This is a genomic window from Streptomyces sp. NBC_01433, from assembly GCF_026340105.1.
Classification (GTDB): Bacteria; Actinomycetota; Actinomycetes; order Streptomycetales; family Streptomycetaceae; genus Streptomyces.
Window position 1 is genome coordinate 3136087 of the sequence record NZ_JAPEPM010000001.1, and the last position, 16621, is coordinate 3152707.

Genomic DNA, 16621 nt, shown 5'->3' on the forward strand with positions numbered 1-16621 from the left:
CAACCGGGGGTCTTCGGGGCACCGGTGATCGTCCGGTGGTGGCGGGGGTATCAGGCGCGGTCGTGGAGAGTGACGTGGTAGCCGTCGGGGTCGGCGAAGGTGAATGTCCGGCCGAAGGGGCCGTCAATCGGTGCGGAGACGATGGTGTGACCGTCGGCGACGAGAGCATCGTGGATGGCCTGGACGTCGGTGGCGTGGAGCCAGATCGCGGCACCGATGCCGGGCTGAGCAACGGATGCGAGATCGGTGCCGGGAATGACGTCGCGGAGAGCGAACGCGATCGGCTTCGTCTCGAAGACGACGGCGTGCGGAGGTCCGGCCTGCGAGCGGACGAGACCGAGGTACTGCTCGTAGAACGCCTGCGAAGCGGCGAGGTCGCGCGCCTGGAGCGAGATGAAGTCGGGGCCGGTGGCGGGCATGATGGCGCTCCTTCTCTTCGTGTCAGATTTCTGACATGAGCCAATGTATGTCAGAATTCTGACATGAGTCAAAACGGTGTCGGCGTCGACCTGGACAAATCACTGGGCTACCTGCTGAAAGAGGCTTCGAGCGCCCTGCGCGCAGCCATGGAGGAGGTGCTGCGGCCACTCGGGATGAGCGTGACGCACTACTCCTGCCTTGAGCTGCTGGCCCAACGGCCGGGCTTGTCGAACTCCGAGCTCGCGCGTGGCGCGTTCGTGACCCGGCAGTCGATGAACGTGCTGCTCCAGGCCCTGGAGCGAGACGGCTACGTGACCAGGCCGGCGGAGGCGCCCGTCGGGAAGGTTCTTCCCGCGCGGCTCACGCCTCGCGGCCGACAGAGCCTGGAGGCGGCGACCGTGGCGGTCCGGTCCGTCGAGGTCCGAATGCTGGCCGGTATGACCGAGAGCGAGCAGTCAGGCGCGTTCCGGATCCTGCAGAGCATGATTCATTCCCTGCGCGACGGCAACGACCTGCGTAGCTCGGTCCCCGGCGCACGTCTCGCCGCGCCCGGACAGGAGCGCAGCCGAGCGTGAGAATCCGTGCGGGCGACCCCGAAAACCGGCAGCCCCCGACTGCACTTTCTTCTGTGATGAGCGGCTCAAGGGCCAGGCGAATGTGAACCGAGGTCACCATCAGCTCTGCCCGTGCAGCACGCACCCTCTCGGGGGTGACCGAAGTGGTCGTGAGGCAGAGCGCGGGGGCTGCACCACACACCACACGCAGTACGAGGGTCGAGCCAGTGTCCGCATGCGCCGAGCACGGGCCGCAGAGCGAGGCCATACAGCGCATCCGTTCCCGCGTCCGGTACGAGAACGAACGAAGCCGTTGGAGGATTCAATGAAGTATGACAAGTGCACAGCGCTGCATGCCGAGTTGGCGAAGGTGATCAAGGCGGGCGACCACTCGAAAGTGACCGACTGCCGCATTCTTCTGGGCAGGCCCCCCGAGCACCGGACATCTCCGGCCGCGAAGAGGTGGCCAAGTGGCACCCGGCGCGTCTGACAAGGCCGCTGCGAGATCGAAGCCGCCCCGTACGGCAGGCGCTGCGAATGTGCCGAAGGCACTCGTACAGCGTGCCGCTCAGCTCCCTGGACCGGTGCGGCCGTTCGGCGCGGGCCATGAGATCAGGCCGGTCAGGTCGTGTTCGACAAGGACAAGAACATGCCCTGCACCGTGATCTACGTGCGTGCCGGAATGGTGCGCGGGTAGTACGCCCTGCGGGTGTCCTGTGGGAGACCCACTACCGGCGGCTGCTGCCCGGCACTGCCTACCACTGCCGTCAGCTAGATGCCGTGGCCGCACTCAACGCAGCCCGGATGCGCGGAAGGCAGCAGGGCGCATCCGCCCACCGGGTGCCGTTATGAGATTCCTTTTCCGCTTCGGCTGGTCCGTCTTCGTCTCCGCTGTCACCGGACTTTGCCTTCTGATCCCTGTACTGGCCGTAATCGGCAAGAGAACTGGTAGTCAGGAGTGCTGGGGTCCGTCATGACGATGTGGTGGCCGTCGGCCACCTCGCGCACGCTCCCGCCCGCCTCAACCAACCACTCGGACTTCGACCGGATTCGGGCCCATCGTTCGTCGGAACTGCCGTGTCCAGGCACTCGGATGTCGATGTGCAGCCGGTTCTTCGCCGTCTTCGGCTCGGGGACCTTGAGGATGGAGAGCCGGGGGTCGACGCCATCGGGGTCACAGAGTCACGCACCGTCGTACGCCGAGTCGTCCCCGGGCAGGTCGAAACTCGCGAGCCACTCCTCGCGGGTGGCGAAGGGTGGGGGCGGCGGCTCGCCGAGGTAGCCCAGCGCCGTCTTTCAGAAGTCGCCGAGGAGCCTCGCGTTCGTACGGTCGAGGGTCAGGCCGATTCCGGTTGCCATGACGGGACCGTGCAAGACGGCTTTCTCCGTGGCGAGTTGGAAGCCCTCTGCCATGGATGTCGCTCCGGTCTTCTGCGTTCGAACTGGGAATGGATTTTGGGCCGCGGAGGGCTCGCCGTTTGCTTTCCCGTATCGGCGTGGCTGTGACGGTGGCGTGCGGAGGTGTGCGTAACTCGGATTCGTGGGTCGCGAGGAGCGCGGGCCACGGGGCCTGTGGTCCTTCCCTGTTGGAGGTAAAGAGTTGTCACGTCATCGTCAAAGGCTGGGAGTTCTCGCCGTAGCGGCCATGGCTCTTTTGGGCCCTTCGGTCGCTCCGGCCGCTTCGGTATCGGCTTGGTCGGTCGGTGAGAGCGTCCATGGGCAGACCGTCCGCGCTGTCTCGGTGGCCGACGAGGACCCCGGCTTCGCCAAGAGGCGCCAGGAAGCCCAGGCGATGGGGCTCATCGACGCCGATGGCAGGGTCCAGGGAAGTCAGCGCGAGGGCATCCGGGCGTGGCCGCGCGATGACACGGGATACCTCGTCCAGCCTCGCGACCTGGAATTCCTCGGGCTGTCGTGGCAGCAGGTCGACTGGTGGCGCCGCTTCCAGGCGCCGCTGGGTACGACTCCTCGGCAGTTCAAGGACATGTCGTCGTCACTGTTCAGGGCCATGTGCGGCGGTTGTGAGCGTCCCGAGGACTACGACGTGCGCGTCCACGGTTCATGGGCGTTCTTCTTCTCGGGCCGCCACAAGGACTTCCCCACCGAACAGGGTCTGGCGGGGCAGCCTGTGGCGCTGGAAAGGCTCCGGCAGTGGATGGGCACCACGCCTCCCAGTGAGCGCCCGGCACGTCGGCCGTTCGAGACTTTGTACAAGCTGGGGGCGCTCGATGAGAAGGGGAAACCGGTCGGACCCAGCGACGGCGACTTCCACATCTCATCCGATGTCATGGTGGCTGAGGCCCGGCAGAAATGGGATGAGCTGAAGGACGCGGGAAAGCTCTCCGATGAAGATCTCCGAAAGGGGTTCATTCATCCGAAATACAGTTTCGTCAACCGGACTGCCGTTCGTGAGGCATTCCCGGACCTCGAAAAGTGGGCGGCCGTGTGGGAGGAGCGATTGGGGCGTGGTGTCGTGCCTTCGCTGTTCCCCAGCTCCGGACCTCCCGACAAGTCCCAGGAAGGGAATGGGATTTCCACTCACTTCCGGAACACCGACTGGGTAGTGACACCTCCGCCCAAGCGCTGAGCTGGATCAGGACTCGGTGGATGCCCGGCAGTTGGACGCTCTCGCGGGCGTCCAACTGCCGGTTGGGGGTCAGGCGTCGGCGGGGGGTCAGGCGGCGGCCGGGGGGAGGACGCCGGACGAGGATCAGGCGTCGGTCGCCGGGCGGGGATCGCGTCGCATGGACCAGATCTCCGGGCCGCCTCCCGGCAGTCGCGCCTCCCCGAGCACCGTGAAGCCGAAGTGCTCGTAGACGGGGAGGTTGGACGCCTTGGACGACTCCAGATAGACGGGCAGGCCCGCCGCGTCGGCCTTGGCCAGGCCCGAGCGGAGCAGGGCGGAACCGTGGCCCCGGCCCTGGGTGGCCGGGTCGGCGCCGATCACCGCCAGGTACCAGTGGGGTTCCGTCGGGGAGTGCCCGGCCGCGGCCTCGACGGCATCGCGGAACAGTGCCGCTTGGTCGCCGAGGATGTCCTGGAGCTCCCGGACGGTCTCCGCGTCGGGAACGGCCTTCTCCTGCCCCTCCGGCGACACCCAGAAGGCCGCCGCCGCGTCGGTGCGCTCGCACACACCGTGGTGGGCGTACTGCCGGGTGAAGAGGGTGGTGAAGTACCGGGCCAGCCCCGACCCGCGAGAGGAGTCGTCGGGGAAGAACCAACGCATCATCGGGTCGTCGTCGAACGCGAGGGCCAGGGTTCGGCCGACCAGCTGGGCGTCCTCGATCGATGCCGTCTTGGGAGTGTTAGGTATAGGCATACGGGTCATTCTGCACACCCTGTGATCTTCGGCGGGCGGCGGTCTGTCGCGTGGGCGGTCCACGCGCGGGGAGGGAAGAGGGGAAGCCCGAAATCCCGTTGCGGAAGCGATCGCGGGCCCGGCACCATGCGGGTTTCCGTAACTCCACCCCCCGAGGGTCGTATGACCATCTACTTCTACGGTTCCGATGAAGTGCCCTACGGCTGCTTCTCGAACTTCTCCGACCACGGCCTGGACCTCGACGGTCAGTGGTGGCCGACGTCGGAGCACTACTTCCAGGCCCAGAAGTACGTCGGCACCCGCCATGCCGAACGCATCCGGCGTGCCCGCACCCCACTGCGGGCCGCCGAGCTGGGCCGGGACGCGTCCGTCCCGTTGCGGCGGGACTGGGAGCGGGTCAAGGACGACGTGATGCGCCGGGCGGTGGACGCCAAGTTCCGTACGCACGCGGACATCCGGGAGGTTCTGCTGGCCACGGACGACGAGCGGATCGTCGAGGACACCACGACCGATAACTACTGGGGCCGGGGCAGAACCGGTACGGGCAAGAACATGCTCGGCCGGATCCTGATGCGTACCCGCAGCAGGCTCCGCGTCGATTTCGCCGACGCCCGCTAGGGCCACGACGTGTGCGCGTTCGCGGCGTCGGGGAAGCTGACCGGCCCATGAGTACGCGTACTCATGTGTACGGACCTCCCTCCGCCCGAGACTGACGGCTCCATGACAGGTCGGCGAGGAGCAGACGTGATACGTGCGAGGAAGACCGTGGCCGTGGCGATGCTGGTGGCCCTCGGGGCGGTGGGCATGGGGGTCGTGCCCGCTGCCGCCGCGACGACAGGAGCGCTTCTTCCGCACCCCGGGCCGGACGGTCTGGTGTGGGTGCCGGAGAACGCGGGAGACGGCGGAGTCGTGTCGGCGGGTGCCTCGGACCGCCTTGCGACCGTGATCACGGTGGCCTGCGAAGGGGGCGGCAGTGTGTCGGTGACGATGGCGTCGCAGCAGACCCAGGTGGCCGCGTTCGAGGTGGACTGCCCCGAAGGCAGCACGGGCGTCGGCTCGGTGGCCATGGACCCGGGCGTCGTTCAGTGGGGGTCCTTCTCGGTGGGAATCGACGCCTCCGACGAGAGCATCCGGTGGGGGCTGACGGTGACGCAGCCGGAGTAGAGCCCTGCGGCCACGGACCATGGACGGGCCGTCGCGTCCCCACACGCTGTCGGCGGCGACGGCGATGAGGTTGAAGACCAGGCCGAGCAGCAGCATCGGAGTCGTGACGTGCCCTGCGCGGGGCTGCCCACCGGTGAGCTTGATCGCTGGCATCCCGCTTGCCAGGTGATCGGACAACGGTGTGGGACCCGTACAACCCCCGGGGCCCTTCAGCGGTCACACCTGCACCGAGCGACGCGTGTGTGCGGGGTCGGAGGCTTGGCAGGATCCGGCCCCCGCATGTCGTCGGCTCGGGATACCGACTCGGACAGCCGTCATGGCGTCCGGCGTGCCGTAGGAGAAGAAGACACGCATGCAGCAGAACCTTCGCACCGTCCTCGCGACCACCGCCTCGGCCGCCCTCGTCGGCGGGCTGCTGCTCGCCGCCGGGGGGAGTGCCGTCGCAGCGCCGTCCGGGATGCAGGGCGACTTCAACGGCGACGGTTACCGCGATCTCGCGATCGCCGCGCCCCTCGGGAAGGTCGGTGGAAAGGCGGCCGGGTACGTGGCCGTCGTCTACGGCACCAAGAACGGGCTCGACAAGTCCAGGCGCACCATCATCAGCCAGGCCACCACGGGTATTCCGGGGACGCCGGAGACGGGTGACTACTTCGGTGACCGTCTCACCACCGGTGACCTCGACGGTGACGGGTACACCGACCTGGTGGTCGGCGTGCACGGCGAGCAGATCGGCGACACCGACTCCTCCGGCGTCCTCACCGTCGTCTGGGGCGGCGCGGGCGGGCTGAAGTCCGCCGTCGACATTTTGGCGCCGCTGCCCAAGTACCGCAACGAGCTGGGCTGGAGCCTGGCTTCCGGTGACTTCGACGGGGACGGACGGACCGACCTGGCCACCGTCAACCTCGCCGCACCCGAGCTGAACATATTCAAGGGACCTGTCTCCCGGACCGGCAGGGCGGCGGGTCTCGTCGGTATCGACACCTACAGCCAGACCGGCATCAACGCCGACGTGCTCGTCGCGGGGAACGTCAACGGCGACGGCGCGACCGATCTCCTGGTCATGGGCCAGGAGGAGAGCGGCAACGGGTACCGGACCCGCAGCGTCCTCTACAAGGGGGGCAAGACCGGCCTCAAGGCGTCCAGCAAGGTCGCCGGGGGCTACGAGGCCGTCATCTCCGATGTCGACAAGGACGGTTACGGCGACATCGTCACCGGCAACTTCACGGAGAAGTCCGCCAGAGAACCGAACGGTGGTCCCGGAGGCGCCATCACCGTGACGTACGGCGGCGCCGCCGGGCTGTCCACCCGCAAGCCGGTCCTTATCACCCAGGCCACCACCGCAATCCCCGGCACCGCCACGAAGGGCGACCGCTTCGGCTGGAGTCTGGCCGCGGGCGACACCAACCGCGACGGCTACGCGGACATCGCGGTCGGCGCGCCGGGCGAGGCCACGGGGAGCAAGCGGGCCACGGGCACGGTCACCGTGCTGCGCGGCTCCGCCAAGGGGCTGACCGGCACCGGTTCCAAGAGCTTCACGCAGGACACGGCGGGCGTGCCCGGCGCCGGCGAGACCCAGGACCAGTTCGGCTCCTCCGTCGAACTCACGGACAGCAACAAGGACGGCCGCGCGGAGCTGGTGGTCGGCGCCTACGCCGAGAACAAGGGCGCGGGTTCGCTCTGGCTCTTCAAGTCCGGTACGAGCGGTATCACCGCCACCGGTTCGACGACCTTCGGCGCCGCCTCGGTCGGCGGGCCCTCCGGTCTGTCGTACTTCGGCGACGTCCTCGCCGGCTAGCCGCCCAGCGGAACACCCGTCACAGGGGCCGAACCCGCCTGGACGCGGTTGGTCAAGCTTGTTGTTCATAGTCCGCCGTTGAACGCGGCTCGAAACTCGGTGAGCGTTTTCGCAGTTCACCCGGCGTGGAAGCGGCCTTCGGCTGATCCTTTGCTCCGTCACGGAGGCAGAGGATCAGCCGAAGGCCGTGGTCGTGGTCGACCTGGCGCTCGCGACGGAGCGCCGCCGTGGTCGCGGAGCCCTGCACGGCGGGCTCAACCAGCGAGTTCGTCTTCGGCGACCCCGCCACCCGGGCCACCGAACAAGCCGTCACCACCATGGACACCCGCCGCTGTTTCGGTACGGGTCCGCTCGCGCCTCCGCCCCGCTTACCTCTTCCCGCTTGCCTATAAGCTTTAGGTATATGCATAATGAGTTCAGGTTGATGGAAGGAGGGCTTCCGGTATGGCACCACGTGCGGGACTGACCACGGAACGCCTCGTCCGGGCGGGCGCGGAAATGGCCGACGAGGCCGGGTTCGAGCAGGTGACCCTCTCGGCGCTGGCCAGGCAGTTCGATGTCAAGGTCGCGAGTCTGTACTCGCATCTGAAGAGCTCCCAGGACCTCAAGACCAGGATCGCGCTGCTCTCGCTGGAGGAGCTCGCGGACCGGGGCGCCACCGCCCTGGCCGGGCGGGCGGGCAAGGATGCCCTGGCCGCCTTCGCGAACGTCTACCGCGACTACGCCCGCGAGCACCCCGGCCGCTACGCCGCGGCACAGTTCCGGCTCGACCCGGAGGCCGCGGCGGCCAGCGCCGGAGGGCGGCACGCGCAGATGACGCGGGCGATCCTGCGCGGGTACCACCTGACGGAGCCGGACCAGACACACGCCGTACGGCTTCTGGGCAGTGTCTTCCACGGCTACGTCAGCCTGGAGCTGGCCGGAGGCTTCAGCCACAGCGCTCCCGACTCGCAGGAATCCTGGTCATGGGCCCTGGACCGGCTCGACGCCCTGTTGCGGACCTGGCCCGCGCCCTGACGCGTGCGCGCATCCGCGCGGCTGTGCATCCGCGTATACGTGCCTCCGTGCCTCCGTGTTCCGCGCATCCGCGCATCCGCGCATCCGCGTATCTGATCGTTTCGAACACCCCTGATCAAGGCTGAGATCATGAATACCGAAGACCGCTGGATCACCACGCCCGTCACCGCCGACCTCCTGCGCGGCGCCCTCGACCTGGAGCGCACCGCGCAGGGCGTCCTGCCGCACCGGCTGCCCGCCCGGGCCCGCGCCCAGTACACCGACGGTCAGCTCGCCATGGCCGAGGCGCAGCCCTCCGGGGTCCGGCTGGCCTTCCGTACCCGCGCCACCGCCATCGAGTTGGACGCGCTGCCCACCAAGCGGGTCTACGTGGGGGCCCCGCCCCGGCCGGACGGTGTGTACGACCTGCTCGTCGACGGACGCCCGGCCGGCCGGGGCAGTGTCACCGGCGGCAACACCCTGACCATCGACATGACCACCGGTACCGCCGAGCAGCGGCCCGGACCGGTCGGCACCCTCCGCTTCGCCGGGCTGCCCGGCGGCGACAAGGACGTCGAGATATGGCTGCCGCACAACGAGGCCACCGAACTCGTCGCCCTGCGCACCGATGCCGCCGTCGAGCCCGCGCCGGACCGGGGGCGCAAGGTGTGGCTGCACCACGGCAGTTCGATCAGCCACGGTTCCGACGCGGCGAGCCCCACCACCACCTGGCCCGCACTGGCCGCCTCGCTCGGCGGCGTGGAGCTGATCAACCTGGGCCTGGGCGGCAGCGCCATGCTCGACCCGTTCACCGCGCGCGCCATGCGTGACACGCCCGCCGATCTGATCAGCGTCAAGATCGGCATCAACCTGGTCAACGCCGACCTGATGCGCCTGCGTGCCTTCACCCCGGCCGTCCACGGCTTCCTCGACACCATCCGTGAGGGCCACCCCACCGCACCGCTGCTGGTGGTCTCGCCCATCCTGTGCCCGATCCACGAGGACACCCCCGGCCCCAGCGCCCCGGACCTCGCCGCGCTGAGCGCCGGAAAGCTGAGCTTCCGCGCGACGGGCGACCCTGCGGAGACGGCCGCCGGGAAGCTCACCCTGAACGTCATCAGGGCCGAACTCGACCGGATCGTGAAGCAGCGGGCGGCCGAGGACCCGAACCTGTACCACCTCGACGGCCGTGACCTCTACGGCGAGGCCGACTCCGTCGAACTGCCCCTGCCCGACCAGCTCCACCCGGACGCCGCCGCGCACCGCCGTATCGGCGAGCGCTTCGCCGAACGCGCCTTCGCGGCCGACGGCCCCTTCAAGGCAAACGACTCCTTCCAGGCAAACGGCGCCTTCACGGCCAACGGCTCCTCCGCGGACCGCAGCGCCTGACCTTTCGCGGGCAGTTCGTGCACCGGAAGCGCCCGCCCTTCCGCGGCAGCCCCGGAATCATCCAGGCCCCCATCGGGTCGGTGGTTCCGGGGCTGCCGTCGTCTCTCTCCTCTCCGGCGTCGTCAGGCCGCCGGGAGCCTGCCCCGGCAGTCGCCCCCAGCAGTCGCCCCCAGCAGTCGCCCCCGGCAGCCCTGTTGGCGTACACCCTTGTCTGATGGAGCGTCAGGTATGACTATGGCCCCGCCTGCAAAGTGACTGTCCATCAGATCAGTTCAGGGGAAGGAGGCCGTTCGGTGCCGATACTGCCCACCGGGCCGCTGTCGTACGGGATGCAGCTCCCGATCCAGTCGCAGAGCACCCTCTACGCGGAGCCCTGGGAGGCCGGGGCGACCCCCGCCGACCTCGCCCGGATCGCCCACACCGCCGACCGCAGTGGTTTCGCCTACCTCGCGAGCTGCGAACACGTCGGCATTCCCCGGCGGCTCGCCGGGGCCATGAGCACCATCTGGTACGACCCCGTCGCCACCCTCGCCTTTCTCGCCGGGGTCACCGATCGCGTCCTGCTGATGAGCCATGTGGCCGTCGTCGGACTGCGTCATCCGCTCCTCACCGCCAAGCAGTACGCCACCCTCGACCACCTCAGTGGCGGCCGGCTGATCCTCGGGGTCGGCGCCGGGCACGTACAGGAGGAGTTCGAGGCGCTCGGCGCGGACTTCGCCGGGCGCGGCGGCGTGCTCGACGAGACCATCGACGCGCTGCGGGCGGCGCTCGGGCCGGAGGAGTTCCCGGAGTTCTCGGGGGAGCGGTTCTCCTTCGGCGGGCTGGGGCAGCTGCCGCGTCCGGCCCAGGAGCGCGTACCGATCTGGGTGGGCGGCTCCTCGCCCGCCGCCGTGCGCCGGGCCGCCGTGCGGGGGGACGGGTGGCTGCCGCAAGGGGGATCGCGGGACGAACTGCCGCTCCGGATAACCCGGTTGCGCGAGCTCCGGGCGGCGGCGGGGATCGAGAAGCCGCTCGTCATCGGGGCGATCACCGAACCGCTCTACGTCGGTGAGCCCGGGTGGCGGGTGGGGCGGCGGACCCTGAGCGGGAAGCCGGAAGTCCTCGCCGATTCGCTGCGGGCGTACGCGGACATGGGGGTGCACCAGATCCAGGTGCGGTTCCGGAGCCGGGAACCACGTGAACTCATCGACCAGATGACGGCGTTCGGCGCCGACGTCGCACCGCTACTCGACACCTAGGGAGACCGGGCATGGGCAAGCTGGACGGGCGCGTCGTCATCATCAGCGGTGCGGCGCGCGGGCAGGGCGAGCACGAGGCGCGGCTCTTCGCCGCCGAGGGCGCGCGGGTGGTCATCGCCGATGTGCTGGATGAGCAGGGGGAGGCCCTGGCGAAGGAGCTGGGCGCGGAGGCCGCCCGGTTCGTTCATCTGGACGTGAGCCGCGAGGAGGAGTGGCAGTCCGCCGTCGCCGTTGCGAAGGAAACGTTCGGGAAGATAGACGGGCTGGTCAACAACGCCGGAATCCTGCGCTTCAACGAGCTGGTGTCCACGCCGCTGGAGGAGTTCCAGCAGGTCGTCCAGGTCAATCAGGTCGGCGCGTTCCTGGGGATCAAGACCGTCGCGCCCGAGATCGGAGCGGCGGGCGGCGGGACCATCGTCAACACGGCCTCGTACACCGGGCTCACCGGTATGGCGTTCGTGGGCGCGTACGCGGCCACCAAGCACGCGGTGCTCGGGCTGACCAGGGTGGCGGCGATGGAGCTGGCGGCGCAGGGGATACGGGTCAACGCGGTCTGTCCGGGTGCCGTGGACACCGCGATGACCAATCCGGCGGCGCTGGACCCGTCCGCCGACCCGGAGGAGTCGAAGGCGGCCGTGGCCGAGCTGTACAAGAAGCTCGTGCCGCTCGGGCGGATCGGGCGGCCGGAGGAGGTGGCGGCGCTCGCTCTGTTCCTGACCTCGGAGGACTCCTCGTACATCACCGGACAGCCGTTCGTCATCGACGGGGGATGGCTGGCCGGCGTCAGCCTTTTCTGACGGAGCGTCAGGTATTGACGGGCAGGAACGTCGGTGGAACAGTCGGTCGCATCACAATCTGACGATGCGTCAGAAATATTTGAGGACGGTGAACCTCCGTGGAATTCGGGCTCTTCGTGCAGGGGTACGTGCCCGCAGCGCGCGCCAAGGCGGACCCCCAGGCAGAGCACAAGGCACTGATCGAGGAGACCGAGTACGTCATCCAGGCGGACAAGTCCGGCTTCAAGTACGCCTGGGCCTCCGAGCACCACTTCCTGGAGGAGTACTCGCACCTCTCCGCCAACGACGTCTACCTCGGCTACCTCGCGCACGCCACCGACCGGATCCACCTGGGGTCCGGCATCTTCAACCCGCTCGCCCCGGTCAACCACCCGGTGAAGGTGGCCGAGAAGGTCGCCATGCTCGACCACCTCTCGGAGGGGCGCTTCGAGTTCGGCACCGGACGCGGGGCCGGGAGCCACGAGATCCTCGGGTTCATGCCGGGCATCACCGACATGAACCACACCAAGGAACTCTGGGAAGAGACCATCGCCGAGTTCCCCAAGATGTGGCTCCAGGACGAGTACGTCGGCTTCCAGGGCAAGCACTGGTCGCTGCCGCCCCGCAAGATCCTGCCCAAGCCGTACGGGAAGTCGCACCCGGCCATGTGGTACGCCGCCGGGTCGCCGTCCTCGTACGCGATGGCGGGCAAGAAGGGGCTCGGGGTGCTGGGCTTCAGCGTGCAGAAGGTCTCCGACATGGAGTGGGTCGTCGAGTCCTACAAGAACGCGGTCAAGGAGGCGGAGCCGATCGGCGACTTCGTCAACGACAACGTGATGGTCACCTCGACCGCGATCTGCGCCGAGACGCACGCCAAGGCGGTCGAGATCGCGGTGGGCGGCGGGCTGAACTACCTCCAGTCGCTGCTGTTCCGCTACCACGACACGTTCCCGCGGCCGGAGGGGATTCCCGAGTGGCCCGAGCTGCTGCCCGAGTACAGCGAGGAGATCATCGAGCTGCTCATCGCGGAGGAGCTGATGATCTGCGGCGACCCGGACGAGGTGCTGGCCCAGTGCCGGCGGTGGGAGCGGGCGGGGGCGGATCAGCTGAGCTTCGGGCTGCCGATCGGGATCAGTCCGGAGGACACGGTGAACTCGATCAAGCTGATCGGTGAGCACGTGATTCCGAAGATCGACACGGACCCGGTGCATCGGACCTCGCGGTTCCGGGGCGCGTCGAGCTGACCCCCGGGTCTCCGCCCCGGACCCCGCGCCTCAATCGCCGGCGAGGCTGGGTTTGGCGCTCAGCGGTGTTCGGAGGTGGGGCCGGCCGGGGGAAATCAAGCCCCTCCGGCGATTGAGGAGCGGGGTACGGGGGCAGCGCCCCCGGAACCCGGGCCGGGCGGCGTCTTCCCGGACCGTCGCCCGTGCGCCGGGGTGCGTACCGCGGCCGAAGCGTACGCACCCCGGCCACACACCACCGCACCGCGGCCCCACCCCACCCCGCACACATCACCGCACCACCACTGCGAGAAGGGACCCCGTCATGCTCGACCACCTCATCCGCGGAGCGACCGTCGTGGACGGCGGCGGCGGACCCGCGTACCGGGCCGACCTCGGCATCCGCGACGGCCGCATCGCCGTCATCGCCGAGCCCGGCACCCTCACCGAAGAGGCCGTCACCAGCGAGGACGCCACCGGGCTGGTCCTCGCGCCCGGCTTCGTCGACCCGCACACCCACTACGACGCGCAGCTCTTCTGGGACCCCTACGCCACCCCCTCCATGAACCACGGCGTCACCACCGTCGCCGGAGGCAACTGCGGGTTCACGCTCGCCCCGCTGCACCCCGACCGGCCCGAGGACGCCGACTACACCCGCCGGATGATGTCCCGGGTGGAGGGCATGGCCCTCAAGGCGCTGGAGGAAGGCGTCGACTGGAGCTGGTCCACCTTCCGCGAGTACCTGGACGCGCTCGAAGGGCGCATAGCCGTCAACGCCGGGTTCATGGTCGGGCACTGCGCGCTGCGCCGCCACGTCATGGGCGCCGACGCCGTCGGCGGACAGCCCACCGACGAGCAGATGACCGCCATGCTCGCCCTCTTCCACGACGCCATGGACGCCGGAGCCTGGGGGCTGTCCACCACCCAGTCCTCGACCCACTCCGACGGCGACGGGGAACCGGTCGCCTCGCGGCACGCGCTGCCCGAGGAACTGCTGGCACTCTCCCGCGCCGTCGGTGAACACGAGGGCACCCAGATCGAGGCGATCGTCGCGGGCTGCCTCGACCAGTTCTCCGACGAGGAGATCGACCTGTTCGTGGACATGAGCGCCGCCGCCGGACGGCCGCTCAACTGGAACGTCCTCACCATCGACGCCGCCGTCCCCGAACGCGTACCGCGCCAGCTGATCCCCAGCGAGCGGGCCCGCCGCGCGGGCGGCCGGATCGTCGCCCTCACCATGCCGATCCTCACCCCCATGAACATGTCGCTCGGCACCTTCTGCGCCCTCAACCTCATCCCCGGCTGGGGCGACATCCTCGCCCTCCCCGTGCCCGAGCGCATCGAACGGCTCCGTGACGCCGACACCCGGACCGAGATGCTGCGCCGCGCCGAGAGCAAGGAGGCCGGGGTCTTCCGACGGCTCGCGAACTTCGGCCGGTACGTCATCGGGGACACGTACAGCACCGCCAACGAGGGCCTGAGCGGGCGGGTCGTGAACGACATCGCCGCCGAACGCGGCCAGGACGCCTTCCACTGCCTGGTCGAGATCTGCGCCAACGACGACCTGCGTACGGTGTTGTGGCCCATGCCCACCGACAACGACCCGGACTCCTGGGCACTGCGGCAGCGGACCTGGGAGCACGAGGACGTGCTGCTCGGCGGGTCCGACGCGGGTGCCCACCTGGACCGGATGTGCGGGGCCCCGTACACCACCCGCTTCCTCGGCGACTGTCTGCGCGGACGCAAGCTCGTGCCGCTCACCACCGCGGTCAAGATGCTCACCGACGACCCCGCCCGGCTCTTCGGGCTGCGCGACCGGGGCCGGATCGAGGAGGGCTTCCACGCCGACCTCGTCCTCTTCGACCCCGAGCGCATCGACGCCGGACCCGCCACCCTCGTACACGATCTGCCCGGCGACAGCCCCCGCCTCGACTCCAAGGCGATCGGCATCGTGTCCGTCCGCGTCAACGGCGTGGAGACCCTGCGCGAGGACAAGGTGACGGGCGCGGTGCCCGGTACGGTGCTCCGCTCCGGCCGCGACACCCGGACGGTGAGCACCGCATGAGCGGCACGGAGAAGCGCGTGAGCGGTACGGAGAGGCGCACGAGCGGCGCCGAGAAGCTCGTGACCGGCACCGAGAGGCGAACGCGCGGCACCGAGCAGCGGCTGTTCATCGGCGGCGAGTGGACCGAGCCCGCGGACGGGCACTACGAGGTGATCAACCCCGCCACCGAGGAGGTCGTCGGCCTCGCCCCCGAGGCGAGCGCCGCGCAGGTGTACGAGGCCGCCGCGGCGGCCCGCGAGGCGTTCGCGGGCTGGTCCCGGACCCGGCCCGAGGAACGCGCCGCGATCCTCGACCGCGCCGCAGACCTCGTCCAGCGCGACTTCGCCGCCCACGCCGCGCTCGCCCAGGCGGAGAGCGGCGCCACCATGGGGACGGCGCGGGGGATGCAGGTCGCCGTCGGGGCCGCACGGTTCCGGCGGTACGCCAGGGGAGCACTGGAGCCGGTGGAGGAGGGCCTCGCCCCGCAGATCAACGAGGCCGGGCCGATGGGGCGGGCCGGTGTCTTCGGCGCGCTCGCCGTGCGCCAGCCGGTCGGCGTCGTCACCTGCATCACCTCGTACAACAACCCCTGGGCCAACCCGGCGGGCAAGATCGCTCCCGCGCTCGCCATGGGCAACACGGTCGTCGTGAAGCCCGCCCCGCAGGACCCCCTCTCCGTCTACCGGATGGCCGAGGCCCTCGCGGAGGCCGGGGTTCCGCCGGGCGTCGTCAATGTCGTGACCGGTTCCGGCGCCGGGGCGGGCGAGGCGGCCGTGGACTCGCCGGACGTGGACATGGTCAGCTTCACCGGCTCCACGGCCGTCGGGCAGCGGATCGCGGAGGTGTGCGGACGTGGCATGAAGCGGCAGCTGATGGAGCTGGGCGGCAAGGGCGCCGCGCTCGTCCTCGACGACGCCGACCTGGACGCGGCGGTGGCGGGCATCGGCACGACGTTCTCCTTCTACAGCGGACAGATCTGTACGGCTCCGACCCGCGTCCTGGTCCAGCGGGGCGTCCATGACCGGCTGATCGGGAAACTCACGGCGTACGCGGCCCGGCTGCCGGTCGGTGATCCGACGGACCGGGGCACGGTCGTCGGCCCGGTCATCTCCGCCGCCCACCGCGACCGCGTCGAGGCGTACGTGGAGCTGGGACGCAAGGAAGGGGCGCGGGTGGTCACGGGCGGCGAACGGCCCGAGCGCGCCGGGCGCGGCTTCTACGTCGCCCCCACCCTCCTCGCCGACTGCACCAACGACATGCGGGTCGTCCGCGAGGAGATCTTCGGCCCGGTCGTCGTGGTCGTCCCCTTCGACGACGAGGAGGAGGGCATCGCGCTGGCCAACGACAGCGACTACGGCCTCCTCGACTACGTGTGGTCGGGGGACGTGGCGCGGGCCTTCCGGGTGGCCCGTCGGCTGCGCGCGGGCGGCGTGGGCGTGAACACGATCGGCCGGAACATGGAGGCACCGTTCGGCGGGTTCAAGAAGAGCGGTGTGGGGCGCGATGTCGGCTCGTACGCCCTGCACGCGTACAGCGAGACGCAGGCGATCGTCTGGCCGGGATGAGGTACGGGACGAGGTGCCGATGAGCCGCACGGGAAAATTTTGAACCAGCCCAAAACGGACAGCGCTGCGATTACCGTACGTCGTCACTCCCGCCCGCATGGCGTTCATTGCAAGGTCGAGTGACGATTTAACGCGTTGTTA

The 16621-nt window shown here is 69.5% G+C and carries 14 protein-coding genes and 1 pseudogene; 12 read left to right on the forward strand and 3 right to left on the reverse strand.

Features of this window, described 5'->3' with window-relative positions; translation table 11 throughout:
* Window positions 1-50: 50 nt before the first annotated feature.
* Complete coding sequence (locus tag OG413_RS14160; protein WP_266805631.1) at window positions 51-419, reverse strand: VOC family protein; 369 nt, start codon at window positions 417-419, stop codon at window positions 51-53.
* A 63-nt stretch (window positions 420-482) separates the two neighbouring features.
* On the opposite strand from OG413_RS14160, the gene OG413_RS14165 reads away from it, so the two are divergent.
* Window positions 483-995, forward strand: a complete 513-nt coding sequence (locus OG413_RS14165; protein WP_266805633.1) for a MarR family winged helix-turn-helix transcriptional regulator — start codon at window positions 483-485, stop codon at window positions 993-995.
* An 873-nt stretch (window positions 996-1868) separates the two neighbouring features.
* Here the strand turns inward: OG413_RS14165 and OG413_RS14170 are convergent.
* Window positions 1869-2333: pseudogene (locus OG413_RS14170) on the reverse strand (VOC family protein).
* A 382-nt stretch (window positions 2334-2715) separates the two neighbouring features.
* Here OG413_RS14170 and OG413_RS14175 point away from each other — a divergent pair.
* Window positions 2716-3561, forward strand: coding sequence for a hypothetical protein (locus OG413_RS14175; RefSeq protein ID WP_266805635.1), 846 nt, complete (start codon window positions 2716-2718; stop codon window positions 3559-3561).
* A 123-nt stretch (window positions 3562-3684) separates the two neighbouring features.
* Here OG413_RS14175 and OG413_RS14180 read toward each other — a convergent pair whose 3' ends face one another.
* Window positions 3685-4302, reverse strand: a complete 618-nt coding sequence (locus OG413_RS14180; protein ID WP_266805637.1) for an N-acetyltransferase — start codon at window positions 4300-4302, stop codon at window positions 3685-3687.
* A gap of 153 nt (window positions 4303-4455) precedes the next feature.
* Between OG413_RS14180 and OG413_RS14185 the strand changes: the two genes are divergently transcribed.
* From OG413_RS14185 to OG413_RS14230, 10 genes are all read left to right on the forward strand, one after another.
* Entirely contained in the window at window positions 4456-4911 is a 456-nt protein-coding gene (locus OG413_RS14185; RefSeq protein ID WP_266805639.1) for an NADAR family protein, read from the forward strand.
* Between the two features lie 126 nt (window positions 4912-5037).
* Window positions 5038-5457: a hypothetical protein gene (locus OG413_RS14190; protein WP_266805641.1), complete on the forward strand. Its 420-nt coding sequence runs from the start codon at window positions 5038-5040 to the stop codon at window positions 5455-5457.
* Window positions 5458-5809: 352 nt separating this feature from the next.
* Window positions 5810-7252 carry an FG-GAP and VCBS repeat-containing protein gene (locus OG413_RS14195; protein WP_266805643.1) on the forward strand — a complete coding sequence of 481 codons (1443 nt, stop codon included), beginning with the start codon at window positions 5810-5812 and terminating at the stop codon, window positions 7250-7252.
* 444 nt (window positions 7253-7696) lie between these two features.
* The gene (locus tag OG413_RS14200) at window positions 7697-8269 is read left to right on the forward strand and encodes a TetR/AcrR family transcriptional regulator (RefSeq protein WP_266805644.1); all 573 of its coding nucleotides are present in this window, start codon (window positions 7697-7699) and stop codon (window positions 8267-8269) included.
* Between the two features lie 129 nt (window positions 8270-8398).
* Window positions 8399-9637, forward strand: coding sequence for a GDSL-type esterase/lipase family protein (locus tag OG413_RS14205; RefSeq protein WP_266805645.1), 1239 nt, complete (start codon window positions 8399-8401; stop codon window positions 9635-9637).
* A gap of 293 nt (window positions 9638-9930) precedes the next feature.
* Window positions 9931-10875: an LLM class F420-dependent oxidoreductase gene (locus OG413_RS14210; RefSeq protein WP_266805647.1), complete on the forward strand. Its 945-nt coding sequence runs from the start codon at window positions 9931-9933 to the stop codon at window positions 10873-10875.
* Window positions 10876-10886: 11 nt separating this feature from the next.
* On the forward strand, window positions 10887-11672 hold the full coding sequence (locus OG413_RS14215; protein ID WP_266805649.1) for an SDR family NAD(P)-dependent oxidoreductase: 786 nt from the start codon (window positions 10887-10889) through the stop codon (window positions 11670-11672).
* A gap of 98 nt (window positions 11673-11770) precedes the next feature.
* A complete protein-coding gene (locus OG413_RS14220) occupies window positions 11771-12895 on the forward strand; it encodes an LLM class flavin-dependent oxidoreductase (protein WP_266805651.1) in 1125 nt (374 codons plus the stop codon).
* Window positions 12896-13196: 301 nt separating this feature from the next.
* Window positions 13197-14936, forward strand: coding sequence for an amidohydrolase family protein (locus tag OG413_RS14225; RefSeq protein ID WP_266805652.1), 1740 nt, complete (start codon window positions 13197-13199; stop codon window positions 14934-14936).
* On the forward strand, window positions 14933-16480 hold the full coding sequence (locus tag OG413_RS14230) for an aldehyde dehydrogenase family protein (RefSeq protein ID WP_266805653.1): 1548 nt from the start codon (window positions 14933-14935) through the stop codon (window positions 16478-16480). The genes OG413_RS14225 and OG413_RS14230 overlap by 4 nt, the downstream gene beginning before the upstream one ends.
* Window positions 16481-16621 lie beyond the last annotated feature (141 nt).

Bases quoted from the DNA above. Each gene is read 5' to 3' on its own strand.
- OG413_RS14195 (WP_266805643.1), top strand. From the start codon at position 5,810: ATGCAGCAGAACCTTCGCACCGTCCTCGCGACCACCGCCTCGGCCGCC.
- OG413_RS14205 (WP_266805645.1), top strand. From the start codon at position 8,399: ATGAATACCGAAGACCGCTGGATCACCACGCCCGTCACCGCCGACCTC.
- OG413_RS14185 (WP_266805639.1), top strand. From the start codon at position 4,456: ATGACCATCTACTTCTACGGTTCCGATGAAGTGCCCTACGGCTGCTTC.
- OG413_RS14225 (WP_266805652.1), top strand. From the start codon at position 13,197: ATGCTCGACCACCTCATCCGCGGAGCGACCGTCGTGGACGGCGGCGGC.
- OG413_RS14180 (WP_266805637.1), bottom strand. From the start codon at position 4,302: ATGACCCGTATGCCTATACCTAACACTCCCAAGACGGCATCGATCGAG.
- OG413_RS14165 (WP_266805633.1), top strand. From the start codon at position 483: ATGAGTCAAAACGGTGTCGGCGTCGACCTGGACAAATCACTGGGCTAC.
- OG413_RS14160 (WP_266805631.1), bottom strand. From the start codon at position 419: ATGCCCGCCACCGGCCCCGACTTCATCTCGCTCCAGGCGCGCGACCTC.
- OG413_RS14200 (WP_266805644.1), top strand. From the start codon at position 7,697: ATGGCACCACGTGCGGGACTGACCACGGAACGCCTCGTCCGGGCGGGC.
- OG413_RS14215 (WP_266805649.1), top strand. From the start codon at position 10,887: ATGGGCAAGCTGGACGGGCGCGTCGTCATCATCAGCGGTGCGGCGCGC.
- OG413_RS14230 (WP_266805653.1), top strand. From the start codon at position 14,933: ATGAGCGGCACGGAGAAGCGCGTGAGCGGTACGGAGAGGCGCACGAGC.